Below are 16,678 nucleotides of genomic sequence, written 5' to 3'. Positions count from 1 at the left end.
CCTGGTGGGCAACGCGCTGATCATCGTGGACGTGCAGAACGACTTCTGCGAGGGCGGGTCGCTGGCGGTCGGCGGCGGCGCCGGCGTGGCGGCCGGCATCAGCCGGCTGCTCGCCACCGAGCCGGACCGCTGGGACCACGTGGTGGCGACGAAGGACTACCACATCGACCCGGGCGCGCACTTCGGCGATCCGCCGGACTTCGTGGACTCGTGGCCGCGGCACTGCGTGGTGGGCACCGCGGGCTCGGAGTTCCACCCCGACCTGGCGACCGACCGGGTCGAGGCGATCTTCCACAAGGGCGAGCACGCGGCCGCGTACTCGGGCTTCGAGGGGCACACCGACTCCGGCGAGTGCCTGGCCGACTGGCTCCGCCGGCACGGCGTCGACTCGGTGGAACTGGTCGGGATCGCCACCGACCACTGCGTCCGGGCCACCGCCCTGGACGCCGCCGAGGAGGGCTTCGCCACCACGGTGCTGCTGGACCTGACCGCCGGGGTCGCCCCGGACACCACCGACGTGGCGCTGCGGTCGCTGGACGGCGCTGGGGTCACCCTGCGCGGGAAGCCTGTGATCAGGGCCGCATGAGGCGGTAAATGGTTGGCGGGTGTCGTACCCCCGGTCGAGGATGTCGGGCGGAGGTACGCACCGACATGAACTTGAAGCCTTACCGGGCGGCGCTCGCCCTGCCCGGTCTCCGGTCGCTGCTGCTGGTGTCGGTGCTCGCGCGCGTCCCGCTCACCGCGACCGGCGTCACGCTGACCTTCTTCGTCGTGCTCGACCTCGGTCGGGGCTACGGCGCGGCAGGTCTGGTCGGCACGGCGATCACCGTGGGCGCGGCGATCGGCGGCCCGCTGCTCGGCCGGCTGGTGGACCGCCGGGGCCTGCGGCCGGTGCTGGTGCTGACCGGCATCGTGGAGGCGATCTTCTGGTCGACCGCGCCGATGCTGTCCTACCCGCTGCTGCTGCCAGCCGCGTTCGTGGCCGGGATGCTGGCCCTGCCGATCTTCTCGGTGGTCCGGCAGTCCATCGCCGCGCTGGTGCCGGCCGAGCGGCGGCGCCCGGCGTACGCGCTGGACTCCATGTCGGTGGAGCTGTCGTTCATGGTGGGCCCGGCGCTCGCCGTGGCGGCGGTCACCGCCATCTCCGCCCGCACCACCCTCTACCTGGTCGGCGCCGGGATCGTCGCCTCCGGCGTGGCGTTCTGGCTGCTCAACCCGCCCACCCGGGGCGCCGACGAGCCGGCCGGCCCGCAGCCGAAGCTGCCCCGCCGGGCCTGGATCACCCCGCGGCTGCTCGCCGTGCTGGCGGTCAGCACCGCCGGCACCCTGGTGCTCGGCGGCACCGACGTGGCCGTGGTCGCCGTGCTGCGGGACAGCGGCGAGGTCGGCTGGACCGGCGCCGTGCTGGCCATCTGGGCGATCGCCTCGCTGATCGGCGGCTTCGCGTACGGAGCGGTGCGCCGCTCCTTCTCCCCGCTGGCGCTGATGGCCGCCCTCAGCCTCTTCACCATCCCGGTGGGGCTGGGCGGCTCGCACTGGTGGCTGCTCGGCCTGGCGTTGATCCCGGCCGGCATGCTCTGCGCGCCCACCATCGCCGCCACCTCCGACGCGGTGAGCCGGCTCGCCCCGGCATCGGTCCGGGGCGAGGCAATGGGCCTGCACGGCTCGGCGGTCACCGTCGGCATCGCCGTGGGCGCCCCGCTGGCCGGCGCGGTGATCGACGCCTCGGCGCCGCTCTGGGGCTTCGCGGTGACCGGCGCGATCGGTGCACTGGTGGCGCTGGTCGTGCTCCCGATCGAGCTGCGCCGCCGCCGCGCCGCGTCCCCGTCCGTGCCGAACGCGCCCGATGCCGAACTGGCCACCGCCAGCGCCTGACCGACCCCACATCGGCCCGCGCCACCCCGCCAGGCCAGCCCTGCCGCTGGTACCGGCGGCGCCAGGCGTGCCCTCGTTGCCCGACAGCACCAGGCTTGCCGCCTGTTGCCGGAGGAAGCGCCACCACTGACCTGCGCGATGCCAGAGCGTCATATTCATGCCGCAGCGGAATAACGCTCGCCGGGTGAACGTCCGCCGCGCGGCCGCTTTTCCGCACCGGCGGACGGTCGGTCAGACGGACCGTCCGCGGCATGTCGCGGTCGCCGACGACAGCGAGAGGCCGACCTGCGGCAGGTCGAGCGGTCCCGGTCGCAGCAGCGCCAGCTGGCCGCGGGACGGGTCGCAAACGCCGCGGGGCAGGCCGAGCACACGGCAGGGCAGGCCGGCCTGCCGCAGGTCGCGGCGGGGCGGCACGCCGGGCGCCGTTGCCGAAACGGCGACGGGCGCCGTCCCCCGGTGGGGGCGGCGCCCGTCGTACGTGGAGCTGAGCGTCAGTTGCGGTCGATGTCGCTGGCGACGTCCTCCCGGTAGCTGGCACCGCCGTCGGACTCGCTGGTCAGCGGCTTGGCGCCACCCTCGGGCGGGCCGGCCAGGCTCTGGCCACCGGCGGCCAGCTCGGGGAACTTCAGGTCGAACGCCGGCCGCTCGGAGCGGATCCGCGGCATCCGGTCGAAGTTGCGCAACGGCGGCGGCGAGCTAGTCGCCCACTCCAGGGAGTTGCCGTAGCCCCAGGGGTCGTCGACCTCGACGACCGGACCGGCCTTGTACGACTTCCAGCAGTTGTAGATGAACGGCAGCGTCGAGATACCGGTGATGAACGCGCCGACCGTGGAGATCATGTTCAGCGTGGTGAAGCCGTCGCCGGGCAGGTAGTCGGCGTACCGCCGCGGCATGCCCTCGTTGCCCAGCCAGTGCTGCACCAGGAACGTGGTGTGGAAGCCGATCATGGTCAGCCAGAAGTGCACCTTGCCGAGGCGCTCGTCGAGCATCCGGCCGAACATCTTCGGGAACCAGAAGTAGATGCCGGCGAAGACCGCGAACACGATCGTGCCGAAGAGCACGTAGTGGAAGTGCGCCACCACGAAGTACGAGTCGGAGACGTGGAAGTCCAGCGGCGGGCTGGCCAGCAGCACACCGGTGAGGCCGCCGAAGAGGAACGTCACCAGGAAGCCGATCGACCAGAGCATCGGCGACTCGAAGCTGATCTGGCCGCGCCACATGGTGCCGATCCAGTTGAAGAACTTCATACCGGTGGGCACGGCGATCAGGAAGCTCAGGAAGCTGAAGAACGGCAGCAGCACCTGGCCGGTGGCGAACATGTGGTGCGCCCAGACGCTCATCGACAGGGCGGCGATGGCGAGGGTCGCGGCGACCAGGCCCTTGTAGCCGAAGATCGGCTTGCGGGAGAAGACCGGGATGATCTCGCTGATGATGCCGAAGAACGGCAGCGCGACGATGTACACCTCGGGGTGGCCGAAGAACCAGAACAGGTGCTGCCAGAGCATCGGCCCGCCGGTCGCCGGGTCGTAGACGTGGGCGCCCATGAGGCGGTCCGCGGCGAGCGCGAAGAGCGCGGCGGCCAGCAGCGGGAATACCAGGATCACCAGGAGGCTGGTGACCAGGATGTTCCAGGTGAAGATCGGCATCCGGAACATCGTCATGCCCGGGGCGCGCAGGGTGAGCACCGTGGTGATCATGTTGACCGCGCCGAGGATGGTGCCCAGACCGGAGATGGCCAGACCCATGATCCACATGTTGGCGCCGACACCCGGGGAGTGCTCCACGCTGCTCAGCGGGGCGTAGGCGAACCAGCCGAAGTCGGCCGCGCCGCCCGGGGTGATGAAGCCGGCGGTGGCCATGGTGCCGCCGAAGAGGTACAGCCAGTACGCGAAGCTGTTCAGCCGCGGGAACGAGACGTCCGGCGCGCCGATCTGGATCGGCACGATGTAGTTGGCGAAGGCGAACACGATCGGCGTCGCGAAGAACAGCAGCATGATCGTGCCGTGCATGGTGAACAGCTGGTTGTACTGCTCGGGCGACAGGAACTGCAGCCCGGGCCGGGCCAGCTCGGCCCGCATGACCAGGGCCATCAGGCCGCCGATCATGAAGAACGCGAACGCGGTGACCATGTACATGATCCCGATCTGCTTCGCGTCCGTGGTACGCAGCAGCCGCGCGATGGCCGACCCCTTGACCGGCGTTCGGACCGGCCAGGGCCGGGTCACGACCGGCTTGGGTGCGACGGTGGTCACGAGTGGCCTCCGGTTCTCGGTTGTCCCGCTCGGCACGCGCTGTTGTCTGCGGGCCGTCATCCGCAAGGAGGATAGTCCCCGGCAGGTGGCAGCGCCGCGTGGGGTGGCCGGGTACCCTCCGCCCCCCGGGCCGGCAACGGGGACCGGACGGCCCCGGTCGCCGGCCGGTCGCGCCGCTACAGCGGGCCGAGCAGCAGCCGGTAGTGCTCGCCGAAGATCCGGCCGCCGCGGCCGCGCAGCAGCGGGTCGCGCAGCGCCGGCGGGACGTCCCGGGTCCGGTTGCGGTCCCGGGTCCGGTCCCGCACCCATCGGGTACGCGGGCGGCGGCGACTCTCGTACGCGGTCAGCGCGGCCTCGACGCTGCCGGCCATGCGCAGCGACTCGGCGAGCACCACGGCGTCCTCCAGGGCCATCGCGGCGCCCTGGGACAGCGTCGGCGCGGTGGCATGCGCGGCGTCGCCGACCAGCAGCACCCGACCCCGGGACCAGCGCCCCAGTTCGACCTCGTCGGTGACCCCGACGTGCACGTGCTCCAGCGACTCCAGCACGGCCGGCACCGGACCGCCGTACGAGCCGAAGAGTTCGTGCAGCCGGGCCACCGGGTCGACCGGCGGCTCGGTGCCGGTCTCGTCGGCGTAGCAGTGCAGCCGGCCGGCGCCGATCGGCACCACCAGGAAGCCGGCCCGCTGCCCGAGCAGCGCGGTCCACTCGGCGACCGGTGGGCCGTCGCGGACCACTCCCCGGTAGACGACCTGGCCGGTGGGGCGTGGCGGGCCGCCGAGAGCGGCCAGCGTACGGATCGAGGAGCGCGGCCCGTCGGCGCCGATCACCAGGTCGTATTCGGCGGTGGTGCCGTCGACGAAGGTGACGCCGACGCCGGCGGGGAGCAGGTCGATGGTGCGGACCTCGGCGCCGTGCCGGACGGCGCCGCCGGCCCCGGTGAGCAGCACCCGGTGCAGTTCGCCCCGGGGCAGGGCGCGGCACTCGCCGACGCCGGCCCAGAGGGCGTCGAGGTCGACCTCGCAGAGCGGGGCCCCGGCCGCGTCGAGGAACCGCTGCCGGTGGATGACCTGGCCGAGCGGGCGGACCGGGCCGTCGAGGTCCAGCCGGCGCAGCGCCCGGGCGGCGTTGCCCGGCAGGTAGAGACCGGTGTCGGTGAGTTCGCCCGGGGGAAGCATCTCGGTGACGTCGGGCCGGAAGCCCGCCATCCGCAGCGCCCGGGCCACGGCCAGACCGGCGATGCCCGCGCCGACGACGAGGATGCGCAGGGGAGAGCCACCCATGGTGGTGTACGCCTCCGGAGGGGTTCGGCACGCGTTGGAGGCAAGACACTACTCGGCGCTACCGACTCACACCAGAGTCAATCGGTCCACGCGTGACGCTCCTCGGCGGGTGGTGGCGATCAGCTGGACGACCACCTGCCGACCGCGCGTCGCCAGCGTGACAAACCTCACTTTCGCCACCAATACCGCAGTGCCATTGCGCCGGAGTTTCAGAAGTGTAAATGTGTCGACGAAACGTGGGAGCGCTCCCGCCCGGTCCTCGTCCGACATGTCCGGCGTCCATGCGCCGTATGCCAAGGAGCATCATGAAACGTCCACTCCGGGCCCTCGCGGCGGCCGGCCTGCTCGCCGCCGGCTCGATCGTCGCCGTGGTCCTCGGCGGCACCGCCTCCGCCGACACCCAGATCTGCGAGCAGTACGGCTCGACCACCATCCAGGGCCGGTACGTGGTGCAGAACAACCGCTGGGGCACCACCGCCCAGCAGTGCATCAACGTCACCGACACCGGCTTCGAGATCACCACCCAGAACGGCAGCAACCCCACCAACGGCGCCCCGACCGCGTACCCCTCGGTCTACCTGGGCTGCCACTACACGAACTGCTCCCCCGGCACCAACCTGCCGATCCAGGTGAGCCAGATCAGCAGCGCCACCAGCAGCATCAACTACCGCTACGTCAGCGGCGCCACCTACAACGCCTCGTACGACATCTGGCTGGACCCGACGCCGAAGCGGGACGGGGTGAACCAGATGGAGATCATGATCTGGCTCAACCGGCAGGGCTCCATCCAGCCCATCGGCTCGCCGGTCGGCACGGCCACGCTGGCCGGGCGCAACTGGGAGGTCTGGCGGGGCAGCAACGGCTCCAACAACGTCATCTCGTACGTGGCGCCGTCGGCGATCAGCAGCCTGAGCTTCAGCGTGCTCGACTTCATCAACGACGTGCGCAACCGCGGCGCGATCACCAACTCCTGGTACCTGACCAGCATCCAGGCCGGCTTCGAGCCGTGGCAGGGCGGCGTTGGGCTGGCGGTGACCTCGTTCTCCGCAGCGGTCAACGGCGGCGGCAACCCGACCACCCCGCCGCCGACCACTCCCCCGCCGACCACCCCGCCGCCGGGCGGCTCGGGTTGCGCGGTGAAGTACACGCCCAACGCGTGGAACAACGGGTTCACCGCCGACGTGCAGATCACCAACACCGGGTCGAGCGCGGTCAACGGCTGGACACTGACCTACTCACTGCCCGCCGGGCAGCAGGTGACCAGCGCCTGGAACGCCACGGTGAGCCAGAGCGGGTCGACGGTGACCGCCCGCAACCTGAGCTGGAACGGCTCGATCGCGCCGGGCGGCACGGCGAGCTTCGGCTACCAGGGGACGCTGAGCGGGTCGTACTCCTCGCCCACCAGCTTCACCCTCAACGGTGTCGCCTGCTCCCGCAGCTGACCGATCGGCGGGCGGCGGCCTCGCGCTCGTGCGGAGCCGCCGCCCGCACCGGTCAGACCCGGGTGAGCCGGACGGCGTCGGCGATGATCAGCCCGCTGGCCGAGCTCCACCGGCTCACCGCGACCCGGTTGGCGTCCCCGGCCGGCAGCGCGAACGTGCCCAGGTTCCGCCACTGCCCGCCGGTCGCCCGCTGGTCGACGTGGACCGTCTGGTTCCCGCTCGACGTGGCGATGATGTACGGGGTCGAGGCGTTGTAGCCGGCGTTCGCCGGCCACCAGGCGTCGACCAGGTAGTTGCCGGCCGCCGGGACGTTGAACTTGTACCAGGCGGCGTCGCTGGCCAGGACGGGGTCGGCGAACCGGTAGTCGGCGCCGTAGCGCTGCCCCGAGTACGACGACACCCCCCAGTTGGCGCTGGCGGTGAACCGGCCGGCGGTGGCGTTGTCCACGACCGAGGACCACGCCGTGCCGCCGGCCATCTTGGCGGCGACGTCGGCCCGCATCACGTTCAGGTCGATGAAGGACGGGTCGATCTTGCCGGTGGTGCTGGTCTCCCGGTGGCCCCGGGCGTAGCTGGCGTCCCGGCCCAGCCGCTTGAGCACTGCGGCGGTGGCGGCGATGGAGGCGTTGTACTGCGCCGCGGTCATCTCCTGGTTGACGCCGTTGTAGTCGATCTCCCAGCCGATCAGCATGGTGTTGCCGTCACCGGCCGGGATGGGCCCGCTGGCCCTGGCGGTGCCCGCGTGGTTGCAGCGGCCGGCGGAGATGACGTGGAAGACGCCGTGGTAGTCGACCAGGGCCTGGCAGAGCGGGCCGGGCAGGTCGGACCGGCCGTTGATGCAGATGTTCAGCGCCGGGTGCGGGTTGGTGGCGCTGGAGGTGGCCGCGGTGTGGTGCCAGAGCACGCCGATCGGGTCGAACGAGCCGGGGCGCATCCGGTTGAGCCAGTCGCCCTCGACGACGACCTGGACGCCGGCCGCGCGCAGCACGTCCACCAGCCAGGGAATGGTGGCCATCAGGACTCCCCGAGCAGGTCGGCGAGGCACTCGGGCTTCGGCGCGGCGAGCGGCGCGGCACTCGCCGCGGCGGGCCGGACGGCGACGGCGGTCGCTGCGGCGGCGACCAGGGCCGGGATGCCGAGCACACCTCGGCGCCGCAGACGGATGGATCGTGACGTGACCATGGCGCTCCTTCAGCGGGGGCGGAGGGGTACGACGGATCGACGACCGTCGTGACGCGCACGGTATATCGTCACGAGCGTCTATGTCGATACCCTTCATCGCCGATCGTTCGGCTGAAGGAAATTGGCAAACGGGCCGGGCGGCGCGGCGCCGGCTCAGGTGGTCCCGAGCGCGTCGATGTCCCGCATCTCCTCGGCGGTGAGCGCGAACCGGAAGACGGCCGCGTTGGCCCGGATCCGGTCCGGCGTCACCGACTTCGGGATCACCACGATCTCGTGGTCGATGTGCCAGCGGAGCACCACCTGGGCCGGGGAGACGTCGTGCGCGGCCGCGATCCGGGTGAGCACCGGATGGGACAGGTCGCTCCCCTTGAACGGGCTGTAGCCCTCCAACACCACGCCCCGGTCCCGGTGCTCGATGTGCCGCTGCCGGTCGTACAGGAAAGGGCTCCAGGGGATCTGGTTGACCGCCGGGCTCTCCTCGGTGGCCTGGATCAGCTCGTCGATCTGCGCGGTGCTGTAGTTGCTCACCCCGACCGCGCGGGCCAGCCCCTCGTCGCGGGCGGCGAGCATCTCCCGCCAGACCGGGATGCTGTCGGCCGGATTCGACGGCGGCCAGTGCACCAGCCACAGGTCGACGTGGTCGACGCCGAGGGCGCGCAGGCTCGCCTCGATGGCCGCCCGCTCCCGACCCACGTCCCCGGGCAGCAACTTGGTGGTGAGGAAGACGTCCTCGCGGCGCAGCCCGCTCTCCTGCACCGCCCGGCCGACCTCCTCCTCGTTGCGGTACATGGTGGCGGTGTCGACGTGCCGGTAGCCGGCGTCCAGCGCGGCCAGCACCGCGTCGTACGCGGCCTTCCCGGTGGCCTGCCAGGTGCCGAAGCCGAGCAGGGGCATCCGCACCTCACCCGGGAGCGGGATGGTGGGCTGGTCGAGGTCCATGCCGACGGTTCTACCCGTGATCGCCCGCGACATGCCCGGGATTCGGGCATCCGGGCGGTCGGCGGTCAGCCGGGCGGCGGACCGGGCCGGATTGCCGGAGAATGCGGATGTGGCCGACCGGCTGGAGGAGTACCGGCGCAAGCGGGACGCGGCGCGCACCCCGGAGCCGGTGCCGCGCCGCGCCCCCCGCCGGAAGAAGCCGACCGACGGCACCGCCCGGTTCGTCATCCAGCAGCACCACGCCCGCAGCCTGCACTGGGACCTGCGGCTGGAGCACGAGGGGGTGCTCGCCTCCTGGGCGGTGCCACGCGGCCTGCCCCGGGATCCCGGTCGCAACCACCTCGCCGTGCACACCGAGGACCACCCGATGGAATACCTGACCTTCCACGGCGAGATCCCGGCCGGCGAGTACGGCGGCGGCCGGATGACCATCCACGACCGGGGCACGTACCGGCTGGAGAAGTGGCGCGACGACGAGGTGATCGTCGTGCTCGACGGCGAGCGGACCAGCGGCCGGTACGTCCTCTTCGCCACCGGCGGCAAGGACGGGAAGGACTGGATGGTCCGGCGGACCGACCCGCCCCCGGAAGGCTGGACGAGCATGCCGGAGCTGGTCCGCCCGATGCACCCCAGCCCCGGCGGGAAGCTGCCCCGGGACGAGGCGCAGTGGGGGTACGAGCTGCGCTGGGACGGGGTGCGCGCCGTCGCGTACGTCTCCGGCGGCCGGCTGCGGCTGCTCTCCGAGACCGACGAGGAGATCACCGGGTCGTACCCCTGGCTGCGGGAGCTCACCGAGGAGCTGGCGCCCACCGAGGCGGTGCTGGACGGCGTGCTGGTACGCATCGACACCGCCGGCCGGGTACGGCCGGCGCGCGGCGGGCGGGCCACCGCGGACGCCCAGTACCTGATCTTCGATCTGCTCTGGCTGGAGGGGGTGACCAGCGTCGAACTGCCGTACGCGCAGCGCCGGGAGCTGCTCGACGGCCTGGCGCTGACCGGACCGCACTGGCAGACTCCGCCCTGGTTCCCCGGCACCGGCGCCGAGGCCCTGCGCACCGGGCGCGAGCAGGGGCTGCCCGGGGTGGTGGCCAAGCGGCTCGACTCGGTCTACGAGCCGGGCCGACGCAGCCGGCGCTGGCTGAGCATCGACACGAGCTGAGACGGCGAGGAGCGACGTGTACCTGACCCATCTGGAGTGCCCACGCTGCGGCCGGGAACACGACGCCGGCAAGGCGCGCAACCTCTGCGACTGCGGTTCGCCACTGCTGGCCCGCTACGACCTGGCCGCGGTGGCCGAGGTGGTCACGCCGGAGCGGTTCGGGCTGCGCCCGGCCGACCTGTGGCGCTACCGCGAACTGCTGCCGGTGGCCGATCCGCGGCACGTGACCACGCTCGGCGAGGGGTGGACGCCGCTGCTGCGCGCCCCGGCGTACGGCGCGGAGATCGGCATCCCGGAGCTGCTGGTCAAGGACGAGGGGCTGACCCCGACCGGGTCGTTTAAGGCGCGCGGCGCGGCGGTGGGCGTGAGCCGGGCGCGGGAGCTGGGCGTGGAACGGATCGCCATGCCGACCAACGGCAACGCGGGCGCCGCCTGGGCGACCTACGCGGCCCGGGCCGGGATGGGCGCGACGATCGTCATGCCGGTGGACGCGCCGGTCATCTGCCGGCGCGAGTGCGTGGCCGCCGGCGCCGACCTGCGCCTGGTCGACGGGCTGATCAGCGACGCCGGCCGGCTGGTGGCCGAGCTGGTGGCCGGGTCGGCGGGCGGGGTCTTCGACGCCGGCACGCTGCGCGAGCCGTACCGGCTGGAGGGCAAGAAGACCATGGGGTACGAGATCGTCGAGCAGCTCGGGTGGCAGGTGCCCGACGTGATCATCTACCCGACCGGCGGCGGGGTGGGGCTGATCGGCATCCACAAGGCGCTGCACGAGCTGCACGAGCTGGGCTGGATCGGCAACCGGCTGCCCCGGCTGGTGGCGGTCCAGTCGACCGGGTGCGCGCCGATCGTGCGGGCCTTCGCCGCCGGGGAGGACCGGGCGCGGCCCTGGGCGGACGCCCGGACCGTGGCGTTCGGCATCACCGTGCCGGCCCCGCTCGGCGACGAACTGATCCTGGCCGCGCTGCGGGCCAGCGGCGGCACCGCGGTGGCGGTCGAGGACGCCGAGATCCTGGCCGACCTGCGTGACTTCGCCGCCCGCGAGGGGTTGCTGCTCTGCCCGGAGGGGGCGGCCTGCCTCACCGCCGCCCGCCAGTTGCGGGCGGGCGGTTGGATCCGGGCCGGCGAACGGGTGGTGGTGCTCAACACCGGTGCCGGCCTGAAGTACCCGGAGACGGTGGACGTGGCCGGGGTGCCGGTGCTGGCCTGACGGCCGTACGACGGGTTGAGCCGGCGGCGGCCCCGGACGCCGGGAGGGTGCGCGGGGCCGCCGGGTCGGTCAGCGGTACGTGATGTCGCTGGCGGAGTAGAGGCAGTTGGTCCCGTCCGGACCCTCGCCGATCTTCGTCGGTTCGTCGCCCTTCGGGACGCCGATGTACTTCTCGCAGACCACGGTCCGGCGGTCCGGGTCGCCGACGATGGTGATCCGGGTGAACCGGGCGGTGTCGCCCCAGTTGGTGTTGATGCCGGCGAGCACCTTGGTGGAGGTGGCGGTGACGTTGTCCATCACCACGTGCCGCTGGTACGAGGTGGAGCAGTTGCCGCAGGCCCGGTAGAGCTTGCCGGAGTTCTCGACCCGGAAGTTGCGGATGTGCACGGTGCCGGAGCCGTTGTGCTGGAAGACCTTGTCGGACGCGGCCCGGGCGCCGCCGCCGTCGACGGTGTAGGTGGTGCCGCCGCGGAAGGTGGCGGCGTCCTCGCCCACGTCCTCCCACCAGACGTTGACCAGGGTGCAGTTGCCCTCGCAGTGCACGCCGTCGCCGGCCGGGGCGCCGATGACGACGTTGCGCAGGGTGGCGCCGGGGGCGAGCACGAACATCGGGTCCTGGCTCTCGCTCTGCCCGCCGTCGCCGATGCCGTAGTAGCGGCGCAGGCCGCCGTCGAAGGTGCCGGAAACCGGGATGGTGGCGTCCACCTTCTGGTTGCCGGTCGGCGTCGGCCACCCGGCCGGCGGCGGGGTGGTGGGCGGCGGCGTGGTCGCGGGGGCGGTGGTGCCGGGCGGGGTGGTCGGCGTCGAGCCACCGGCACTGTCCACCGTGACGTCGTCGAAGCTGCCGCTGGCGTACGCGGTGACCAGGCCGATCCGGCCGGCGCCGGAGAGGCTGTTGCTGCCGGACGCGATCTGGGTGACGTTGACGAAGCCGCGCAGCGTGCTGCCGCTGGCCTCGATGCGCAGGGTGTATCAGGTGCCGGCACTGACCCCGATGGACGCCGAGCCGATCGCGGTGATCTGGCTGCCGTTGACCGCCTGGAGTTCGGCGCGGCCGTTGCGGAGCAGGGCCAGCCGGTACATCTTGGTGCTGCCGCTGGCCCGGGCGGCCAGACCGACCAGGGCGCTGGACGAGCCGAAGCCGCCCGGCCGTACCTGGGCCTGCACCTGGTAGTCGGTCCAGCCGGTCTGGCCGGCGAAGAGCCGGGCCAGCTCGCTGTTGGCGTTGGACTGGTGCAGTGGGCCGTCGGTCGCCGCCCCGCTGCCGCCGGATTTGGACCAGCCGGCGGTGTCGCCGTCGCTGAGGGTGTCGGTGAAGACGGTGGCCGCGAAGGCCGAGGTGGTCATGCCGGCGGCGAGCGCGGCCACGGTCCCCCCAGCGCCCACGGCGAGCAGCAGTGTGCGCCGGCGAGTGCGGTGTCTGGATCGCACGGGTGTCCTCCTGGGGTACAGGTGGTGGTGCCCCACGGCGGTGGCGCGGCGCAGGGGGGAGCCGGCGCGCGGTGCCGCGGCCTGGGGATCGGCGGTCCCGCCGGAGGCCCGGACTCCGGAGGGGACGAACAGGATCAAAAGCCGTCTTAAAGGGCCTTCCCGTACCCGAAAGGCTTGGACCGGGCGTGCATGAGCGTCAATGGATTGCGCTTGCAGGTCTGTTGCAGGATTCCGGCTCCGACGTCATTCGCCGGACGGGTCGGTGAGCCGCCAGGCCGCGTTGATCAGACCGATGTGCGAGAGCGCCTGCGGCGTGTTGCCCAACTGCGCGCCGCTGCTCAGGTCAATCTGCTCGCTGAGCAGGCCCAGATCGTTGGTGTGCTCGATCACCCGCTCGAACAGCCGCTGGCCGCGCTCCCGCTCACCGGCCATCACCAGGCACTCCACCAGCCAAAACGAGCAGAGCAGGAAGCCGGCCGGATCGGTGTTCCAGCGCCGGACCAGCCCGTCGGGGGTGCCCAGTTCCCGCTCGACCGCCTCGATCGTGGCGCGCATCCGCGGGTCGGTCGCCGGGAGGAAGCGCACCACCGGCAGGAAGAGCGCCGAGGCGTCCAGCTCGGTCGCGCCGAAGGCTCCGGTGTACGCGCCGATCCGGTCGTTCCAGCCCTCGCGCAGCACGGTGTCCCGGATCTCGTCCCGGATCGCGGCCCAGCGCCGGGGGTCGGCGCTGTCGCCGAGTCGGGGCGCCAGCGCCACCGCCTTGTCCATGGCCGCCCAGCAGAGCACCTTCGACGACAGGTAGTGCCGCTCGACGTCCCGGATCTCCCAGATTCCCCGGTCGGGCAGGTGCCAGGTGGCGGCCACCTGCTCGGTCAGCCCGAGCACCATCTCGCGCAGTTCCTTCTCGAAGCTGGTGCCGAGGTAGTCGCGCAGCTGCCAGACCGCCGAGATCACCTCGCCCGGTACGTCCAGCTGGCGTTGCCGCCAGGCGTCGTTGCCGACCCGCACCGGCGAGCTGCCGGCGTAGCCGGGCAGGTGCAGGAGTTCGTGCTCGGAGAGGTCCCGCTCCCCCGCCAGGCCGAACATCACCGGCACCGGCGTGTCCCCGACCTGGCCGATCGAGCGGGCCACCCAGGCGAAAAGGCGCGACGCCTCGTATGGGCAGGCGGCCACCCAGAAGGCGCGCAGGGTCATCGCGAAGTCGCGCAGCCAGGAGCAGCGGTAGTCGTAGTTGCGGTCACCGCCGAGCTCTTCCGGCAGCGAGGTGGTGAGCGCCGCGGCCACCGACCCGCTGCGGGCGTACGTCAGCCCGGTCAGCACCGTCGCGCTGTGCCGGACCACCTCCGTGTAGCGGCCGGGGTAGTTGTGCGGCTCCCGGTACGCCTCCCACGCCTGCACCGTCTCGGCGAGCGCGACGGCCGGGTCCAGGCGCGCCGGCGGGCTCCCGTAGGCGTGCCCGTACGCCAGGTCGAAGCCGACCACGTCGCCGGCGGAGACCTCGAACTCCTGCCGGACCCGGTCCTTCCCGGCGTGCAGCGGCAGGTCCGCGCAGCGCAGCGTCAGCGTCACCGAGCCGCACGCGGCCAGCACCCCGCCGTCCGGCTGGTCGTGCAGGTACGGGGTCAGCAGTCCGTAGTCCGGCCGGGGGCAGCAGTCGAGCTGCATCCGCACCCGGCCGCTGAGCCCCTCGACCACCCGCACCAGCACCGCCGGCGAGTTCATGCCCAACTGGTGCCCGCGGGCGCCGAGCTCGGCGGCGAGCGCATCGGTCACCGCGACGCTCCCCTCGGGCGTGTGGTGCACAGTGCGCAGCACCAGCGTGTCCGGCCGGTAGGAGCGCTCCACCCGGTGCCCGGGCTGGCCGGCGGCGACCGGCGCAAGGAGCCAGTGCCCGGCGCGGGGACCGAGGAGCCGGCCGAAGACCGACGCGGAGTCGAACCGGTCCGGGCACCACCAGTCGATCGAGCCGCCCCGGCCGACCAGCGCGCCGGAGCGGCAGTCGGAGAGGAAGCCGTAGTCGGAGATCGCCGGCTGGGTCACCCGCTGCGGGTACCCGGATCCACCCGCCTCAGACGGCCGTCGTCCCCGCGGCCGGCTGCGGCGGCCGGGCCGCCGGCGCGGGCGGGCCGGCGACGCGCACCGGCCCGGTCGGTCCGCCCCGCGCGGGTTCAGGAGGTGGGCGGCTCGTCCTCGCCGGCGGCCTCCGCCGCGTCGGCCTCCTCCTTGGTGCGGTGCACCGCCTGGTCGGCGTGCTCCGGCGGGCCGTAGACCGTGTAGAGGACCAGCGGGTTCGGGCCGGTGTTGACGAAGTTGTGTTTCGTGCCCGCCGGCACCACCACCAGGTCGCCCTGGACGACCTCGCGCTTCTCGCCCGCGACCCGGGCCTCGCCGGTGCCGCTGACGAAGGTCAGGATCTGGTCGATGTCCTCGTGCACCTCCTCGCCGATCTCACCGCCCGGCGGAATGGTCATGATCACCAGCTGGGTGTGCGCACCGGTCCACAGCACCCGCCGGAAGTCCGGGCTCTTCTCGGCGACGGTCGCGATCGTGAAATGCTCCATGCCGCGCTCATACCCGGTCCGGCCCCGCGTCACGCCGGGACTGGCAAATGGTGGAATTTGCCACTGGATCGAGGTTTGGATCCTCCGAGGACGGGGATCGTGACCCTTGACCGGTGCAGCGGGCCGGTCGAGCCAGGTCCCCGCTGACGTACCGCCGTACGGCTGCGGTGGCGGGAGACGGCCAGAGCGCGGCGACGTTTCGACCCAGGTCGAGCGGCGCCGTGCGCTCGTCTGTGCGACCGCGGGATTCCCGGACCGGTCAGGAGAGCACCGTCAGGTGGAACGGCCGGTCCGCGACGCTGCCGTCGCCGGCGAAGGTGGAGACGAAGACGCCGTTCGGGATTCCGGTCCGGCCGGCCACGGCCACCTGGCCCGCGGGCGCGACACCGGCGCTGCCGGGCAGTCCGATCGTTCCCATGTACCCGGCGGCGGTCACGTCCTGGTCGAAGATGACCTGGTACTTGCCCCGGGCGAGGCGGGTGGCCTGCGCCGCGCCGAGCCCGCGGACCAGGTCGCCGTCGGCGGTCACCACCGCGAAGAGCACCCGTGCGGTCGCGGGCAGGCCGACGGTGGCGCAGGTGGTGACCTCCGCGTCGGCACGGGCGGTGTCGTCGTCCCCCGGATCGGGCTGTGCCGACCCGCGCCGGGATCTGGGGCTGGACATCGTGCCCTCCCGGGCCGCCCGGTCAAGCGGCCATGAGGCAGTTGTTGCGGCAAGGGAGGATCATCGCCGATCACACCCTTTATCACCGAACGTATGTCGTGACCGATCCTGGCAACCAGGCCGGCCGCTGTCCGATCATGGACACTCGGCCGTTCCGCCGCAGCTCAGCGCCGGTGCCGGGTCAGTCCTCGGAAGCGGCCACCGGCTCCCGCCCCACGCAGCGCACCTTCAGCTCGTACTCGCCGGCCGGGCCCTCGAACGTCACCTCGACGTCGTCGTCGGGCCCGCGATCGACCTCGCCGACCCGGTAGCCCTGAGCCGGCGCCCAGGACACCAGCCACACCCCGCCGGGCCCGCACTCCGCCGTCGCGGTGCCGCCGGCGGTGGTGAACATCCGCCGGCCCACGGCCGGCCCGCTCGGCGACGCGGCACCGGTGGACGGGGCGGGCGACGCCCCGGTCGGCGGCGCGGCGGGCGGCTCGGCGGAGGCCAGCGCCCGCTCGACCTCCCGCTGGCTGAGCACTCCGCCCGGGGTGCCGGTGATGCTCTCCCCCACCAGCCGGATCGCGGCCAGCCCGATCAGGGTGGCGAGCGCGGCGGTGGCCAGCCACCCGGCCACGGCGAGGATCGAACGGCGGCGCATCACCCGACTATCCCCGATCCACGGTTGGGTGTGGCACCGG

Annotated in this window: 17 protein-coding genes; 5 read left to right on the top strand and 12 right to left on the bottom strand. The window is 72.7% G+C overall.

What is annotated here, in order from left to right; all coding sequences use genetic code 11:
* Positions 1–4 precede the first annotated feature (4 nt).
* Positions 5–586 carry an isochorismatase family protein gene (locus ACVCAH_RS18575; RefSeq protein WP_447137419.1) on the top strand — a complete coding sequence of 194 codons (582 nt, stop codon included), beginning with the start codon at positions 5–7 and terminating at the stop codon, positions 584–586.
* A 65-nt stretch (positions 587–651) separates the two neighbouring features.
* The gene (locus ACVCAH_RS18570; protein ID WP_447137418.1) at positions 652–1,875 is read left to right on the top strand and encodes an MFS transporter; all 1,224 of its coding nucleotides are present in this window, start codon (positions 652–654) and stop codon (positions 1,873–1,875) included.
* 491 nt (positions 1,876–2,366) lie between these two features.
* Here the strand turns inward: ACVCAH_RS18570 and ctaD are convergent, their stop codons facing one another.
* The 3 genes from ctaD to ACVCAH_RS18555 form a co-directional block, all read right to left on the bottom strand.
* Positions 2,367–4,127: an aa3-type cytochrome oxidase subunit I gene (gene ctaD / locus ACVCAH_RS18565; RefSeq protein ID WP_447137417.1), complete on the bottom strand. Its 1,761-nt coding sequence runs from the start codon at positions 4,125–4,127 to the stop codon at positions 2,367–2,369.
* Between the two features lie 176 nt (positions 4,128–4,303).
* Positions 4,304–5,410, bottom strand: a complete 1,107-nt coding sequence (locus ACVCAH_RS18560) for an FAD-dependent monooxygenase (protein ID WP_447137416.1) — start codon at positions 5,408–5,410, stop codon at positions 4,304–4,306.
* A 66-nt stretch (positions 5,411–5,476) separates the two neighbouring features.
* Positions 5,477–5,680 (bottom strand): hypothetical protein, encoded by a 204-nt coding sequence (locus ACVCAH_RS18555; protein ID WP_447137415.1) that lies wholly within the window; start codon positions 5,678–5,680, stop codon positions 5,477–5,479.
* Between the two features lie 35 nt (positions 5,681–5,715).
* Here ACVCAH_RS18555 and ACVCAH_RS18550 point away from each other — a divergent pair, with 35 nt between their 5' ends.
* A complete protein-coding gene (locus ACVCAH_RS18550) occupies positions 5,716–6,852 on the top strand; it encodes a GH12 family glycosyl hydrolase domain-containing protein (protein WP_447137414.1) in 1,137 nt (378 codons plus the stop codon).
* A 52-nt stretch (positions 6,853–6,904) separates the two neighbouring features.
* On the opposite strand, the gene ACVCAH_RS18545 is transcribed toward ACVCAH_RS18550, so the two are convergent.
* The 3 genes from ACVCAH_RS18545 to ACVCAH_RS18535 all read right to left on the bottom strand — a co-directional run bounded on the left by ACVCAH_RS18545 (position 6,905) and on the right by ACVCAH_RS18535 (position 8,973).
* Positions 6,905–7,867, bottom strand: a complete 963-nt coding sequence (locus ACVCAH_RS18545; protein WP_447137413.1) for a golvesin C-terminal-like domain-containing protein — start codon at positions 7,865–7,867, stop codon at positions 6,905–6,907.
* Positions 7,867–8,034: a hypothetical protein gene (locus tag ACVCAH_RS18540; RefSeq protein WP_447137412.1), complete on the bottom strand. Its 168-nt coding sequence runs from the start codon at positions 8,032–8,034 to the stop codon at positions 7,867–7,869. The genes ACVCAH_RS18545 and ACVCAH_RS18540 overlap by 1 nt, the downstream gene beginning before the upstream one ends.
* A gap of 153 nt (positions 8,035–8,187) precedes the next feature.
* Entirely contained in the window at positions 8,188–8,973 is a 786-nt protein-coding gene (locus tag ACVCAH_RS18535; RefSeq protein WP_447137411.1) for an aldo/keto reductase, read from the bottom strand.
* Positions 8,974–9,082: 109 nt separating this feature from the next.
* Between ACVCAH_RS18535 and ACVCAH_RS18530 the strand changes: the two genes are divergently transcribed.
* A complete protein-coding gene (locus ACVCAH_RS18530) occupies positions 9,083–10,132 on the top strand; it encodes a DNA polymerase ligase N-terminal domain-containing protein (RefSeq protein ID WP_447137410.1) in 1,050 nt (349 codons plus the stop codon).
* A 16-nt stretch (positions 10,133–10,148) separates the two neighbouring features.
* Positions 10,149–11,339 (top strand): threonine synthase, encoded by a 1,191-nt coding sequence (locus ACVCAH_RS18525; RefSeq protein WP_447137409.1) that lies wholly within the window; start codon positions 10,149–10,151, stop codon positions 11,337–11,339.
* A gap of 69 nt (positions 11,340–11,408) precedes the next feature.
* Here the strand turns inward: ACVCAH_RS18525 and ACVCAH_RS18520 are convergent, their stop codons facing one another.
* From ACVCAH_RS18520 to ACVCAH_RS18495, 6 genes are all read right to left on the bottom strand, one after another.
* Complete coding sequence (locus tag ACVCAH_RS18520) at positions 11,409–12,164, bottom strand: pectate lyase (protein ID WP_447137408.1); 756 nt, start codon at positions 12,162–12,164, stop codon at positions 11,409–11,411.
* 147 nt (positions 12,165–12,311) lie between these two features.
* Positions 12,312–12,770: a hypothetical protein gene (locus ACVCAH_RS18515; protein WP_447137407.1), complete on the bottom strand. Its 459-nt coding sequence runs from the start codon at positions 12,768–12,770 to the stop codon at positions 12,312–12,314.
* 243 nt (positions 12,771–13,013) lie between these two features.
* Positions 13,014–14,810, bottom strand: coding sequence for a glycoside hydrolase family 15 protein (locus ACVCAH_RS18510; RefSeq protein ID WP_447137406.1), 1,797 nt, complete (start codon positions 14,808–14,810; stop codon positions 13,014–13,016).
* A 128-nt stretch (positions 14,811–14,938) separates the two neighbouring features.
* Entirely contained in the window at positions 14,939–15,331 is a 393-nt protein-coding gene (locus ACVCAH_RS18505) for a cupin domain-containing protein (RefSeq protein WP_088995725.1), read from the bottom strand.
* Between the two features lie 259 nt (positions 15,332–15,590).
* Positions 15,591–15,995 carry a hypothetical protein gene (locus ACVCAH_RS18500; protein WP_447137405.1) on the bottom strand — a complete coding sequence of 135 codons (405 nt, stop codon included), beginning with the start codon at positions 15,993–15,995 and terminating at the stop codon, positions 15,591–15,593.
* Positions 15,996–16,176: 181 nt separating this feature from the next.
* Complete coding sequence (locus ACVCAH_RS18495) at positions 16,177–16,638, bottom strand: septum formation initiator (RefSeq protein WP_447137404.1); 462 nt, start codon at positions 16,636–16,638, stop codon at positions 16,177–16,179.
* Positions 16,639–16,678: the final 40 nt, after the last annotated feature.

It is taken from the genome of Micromonospora sp. LZ34, assembly GCF_052981855.1.
This window is presented reverse-complemented; position numbering and strand designations above follow the sequence as displayed.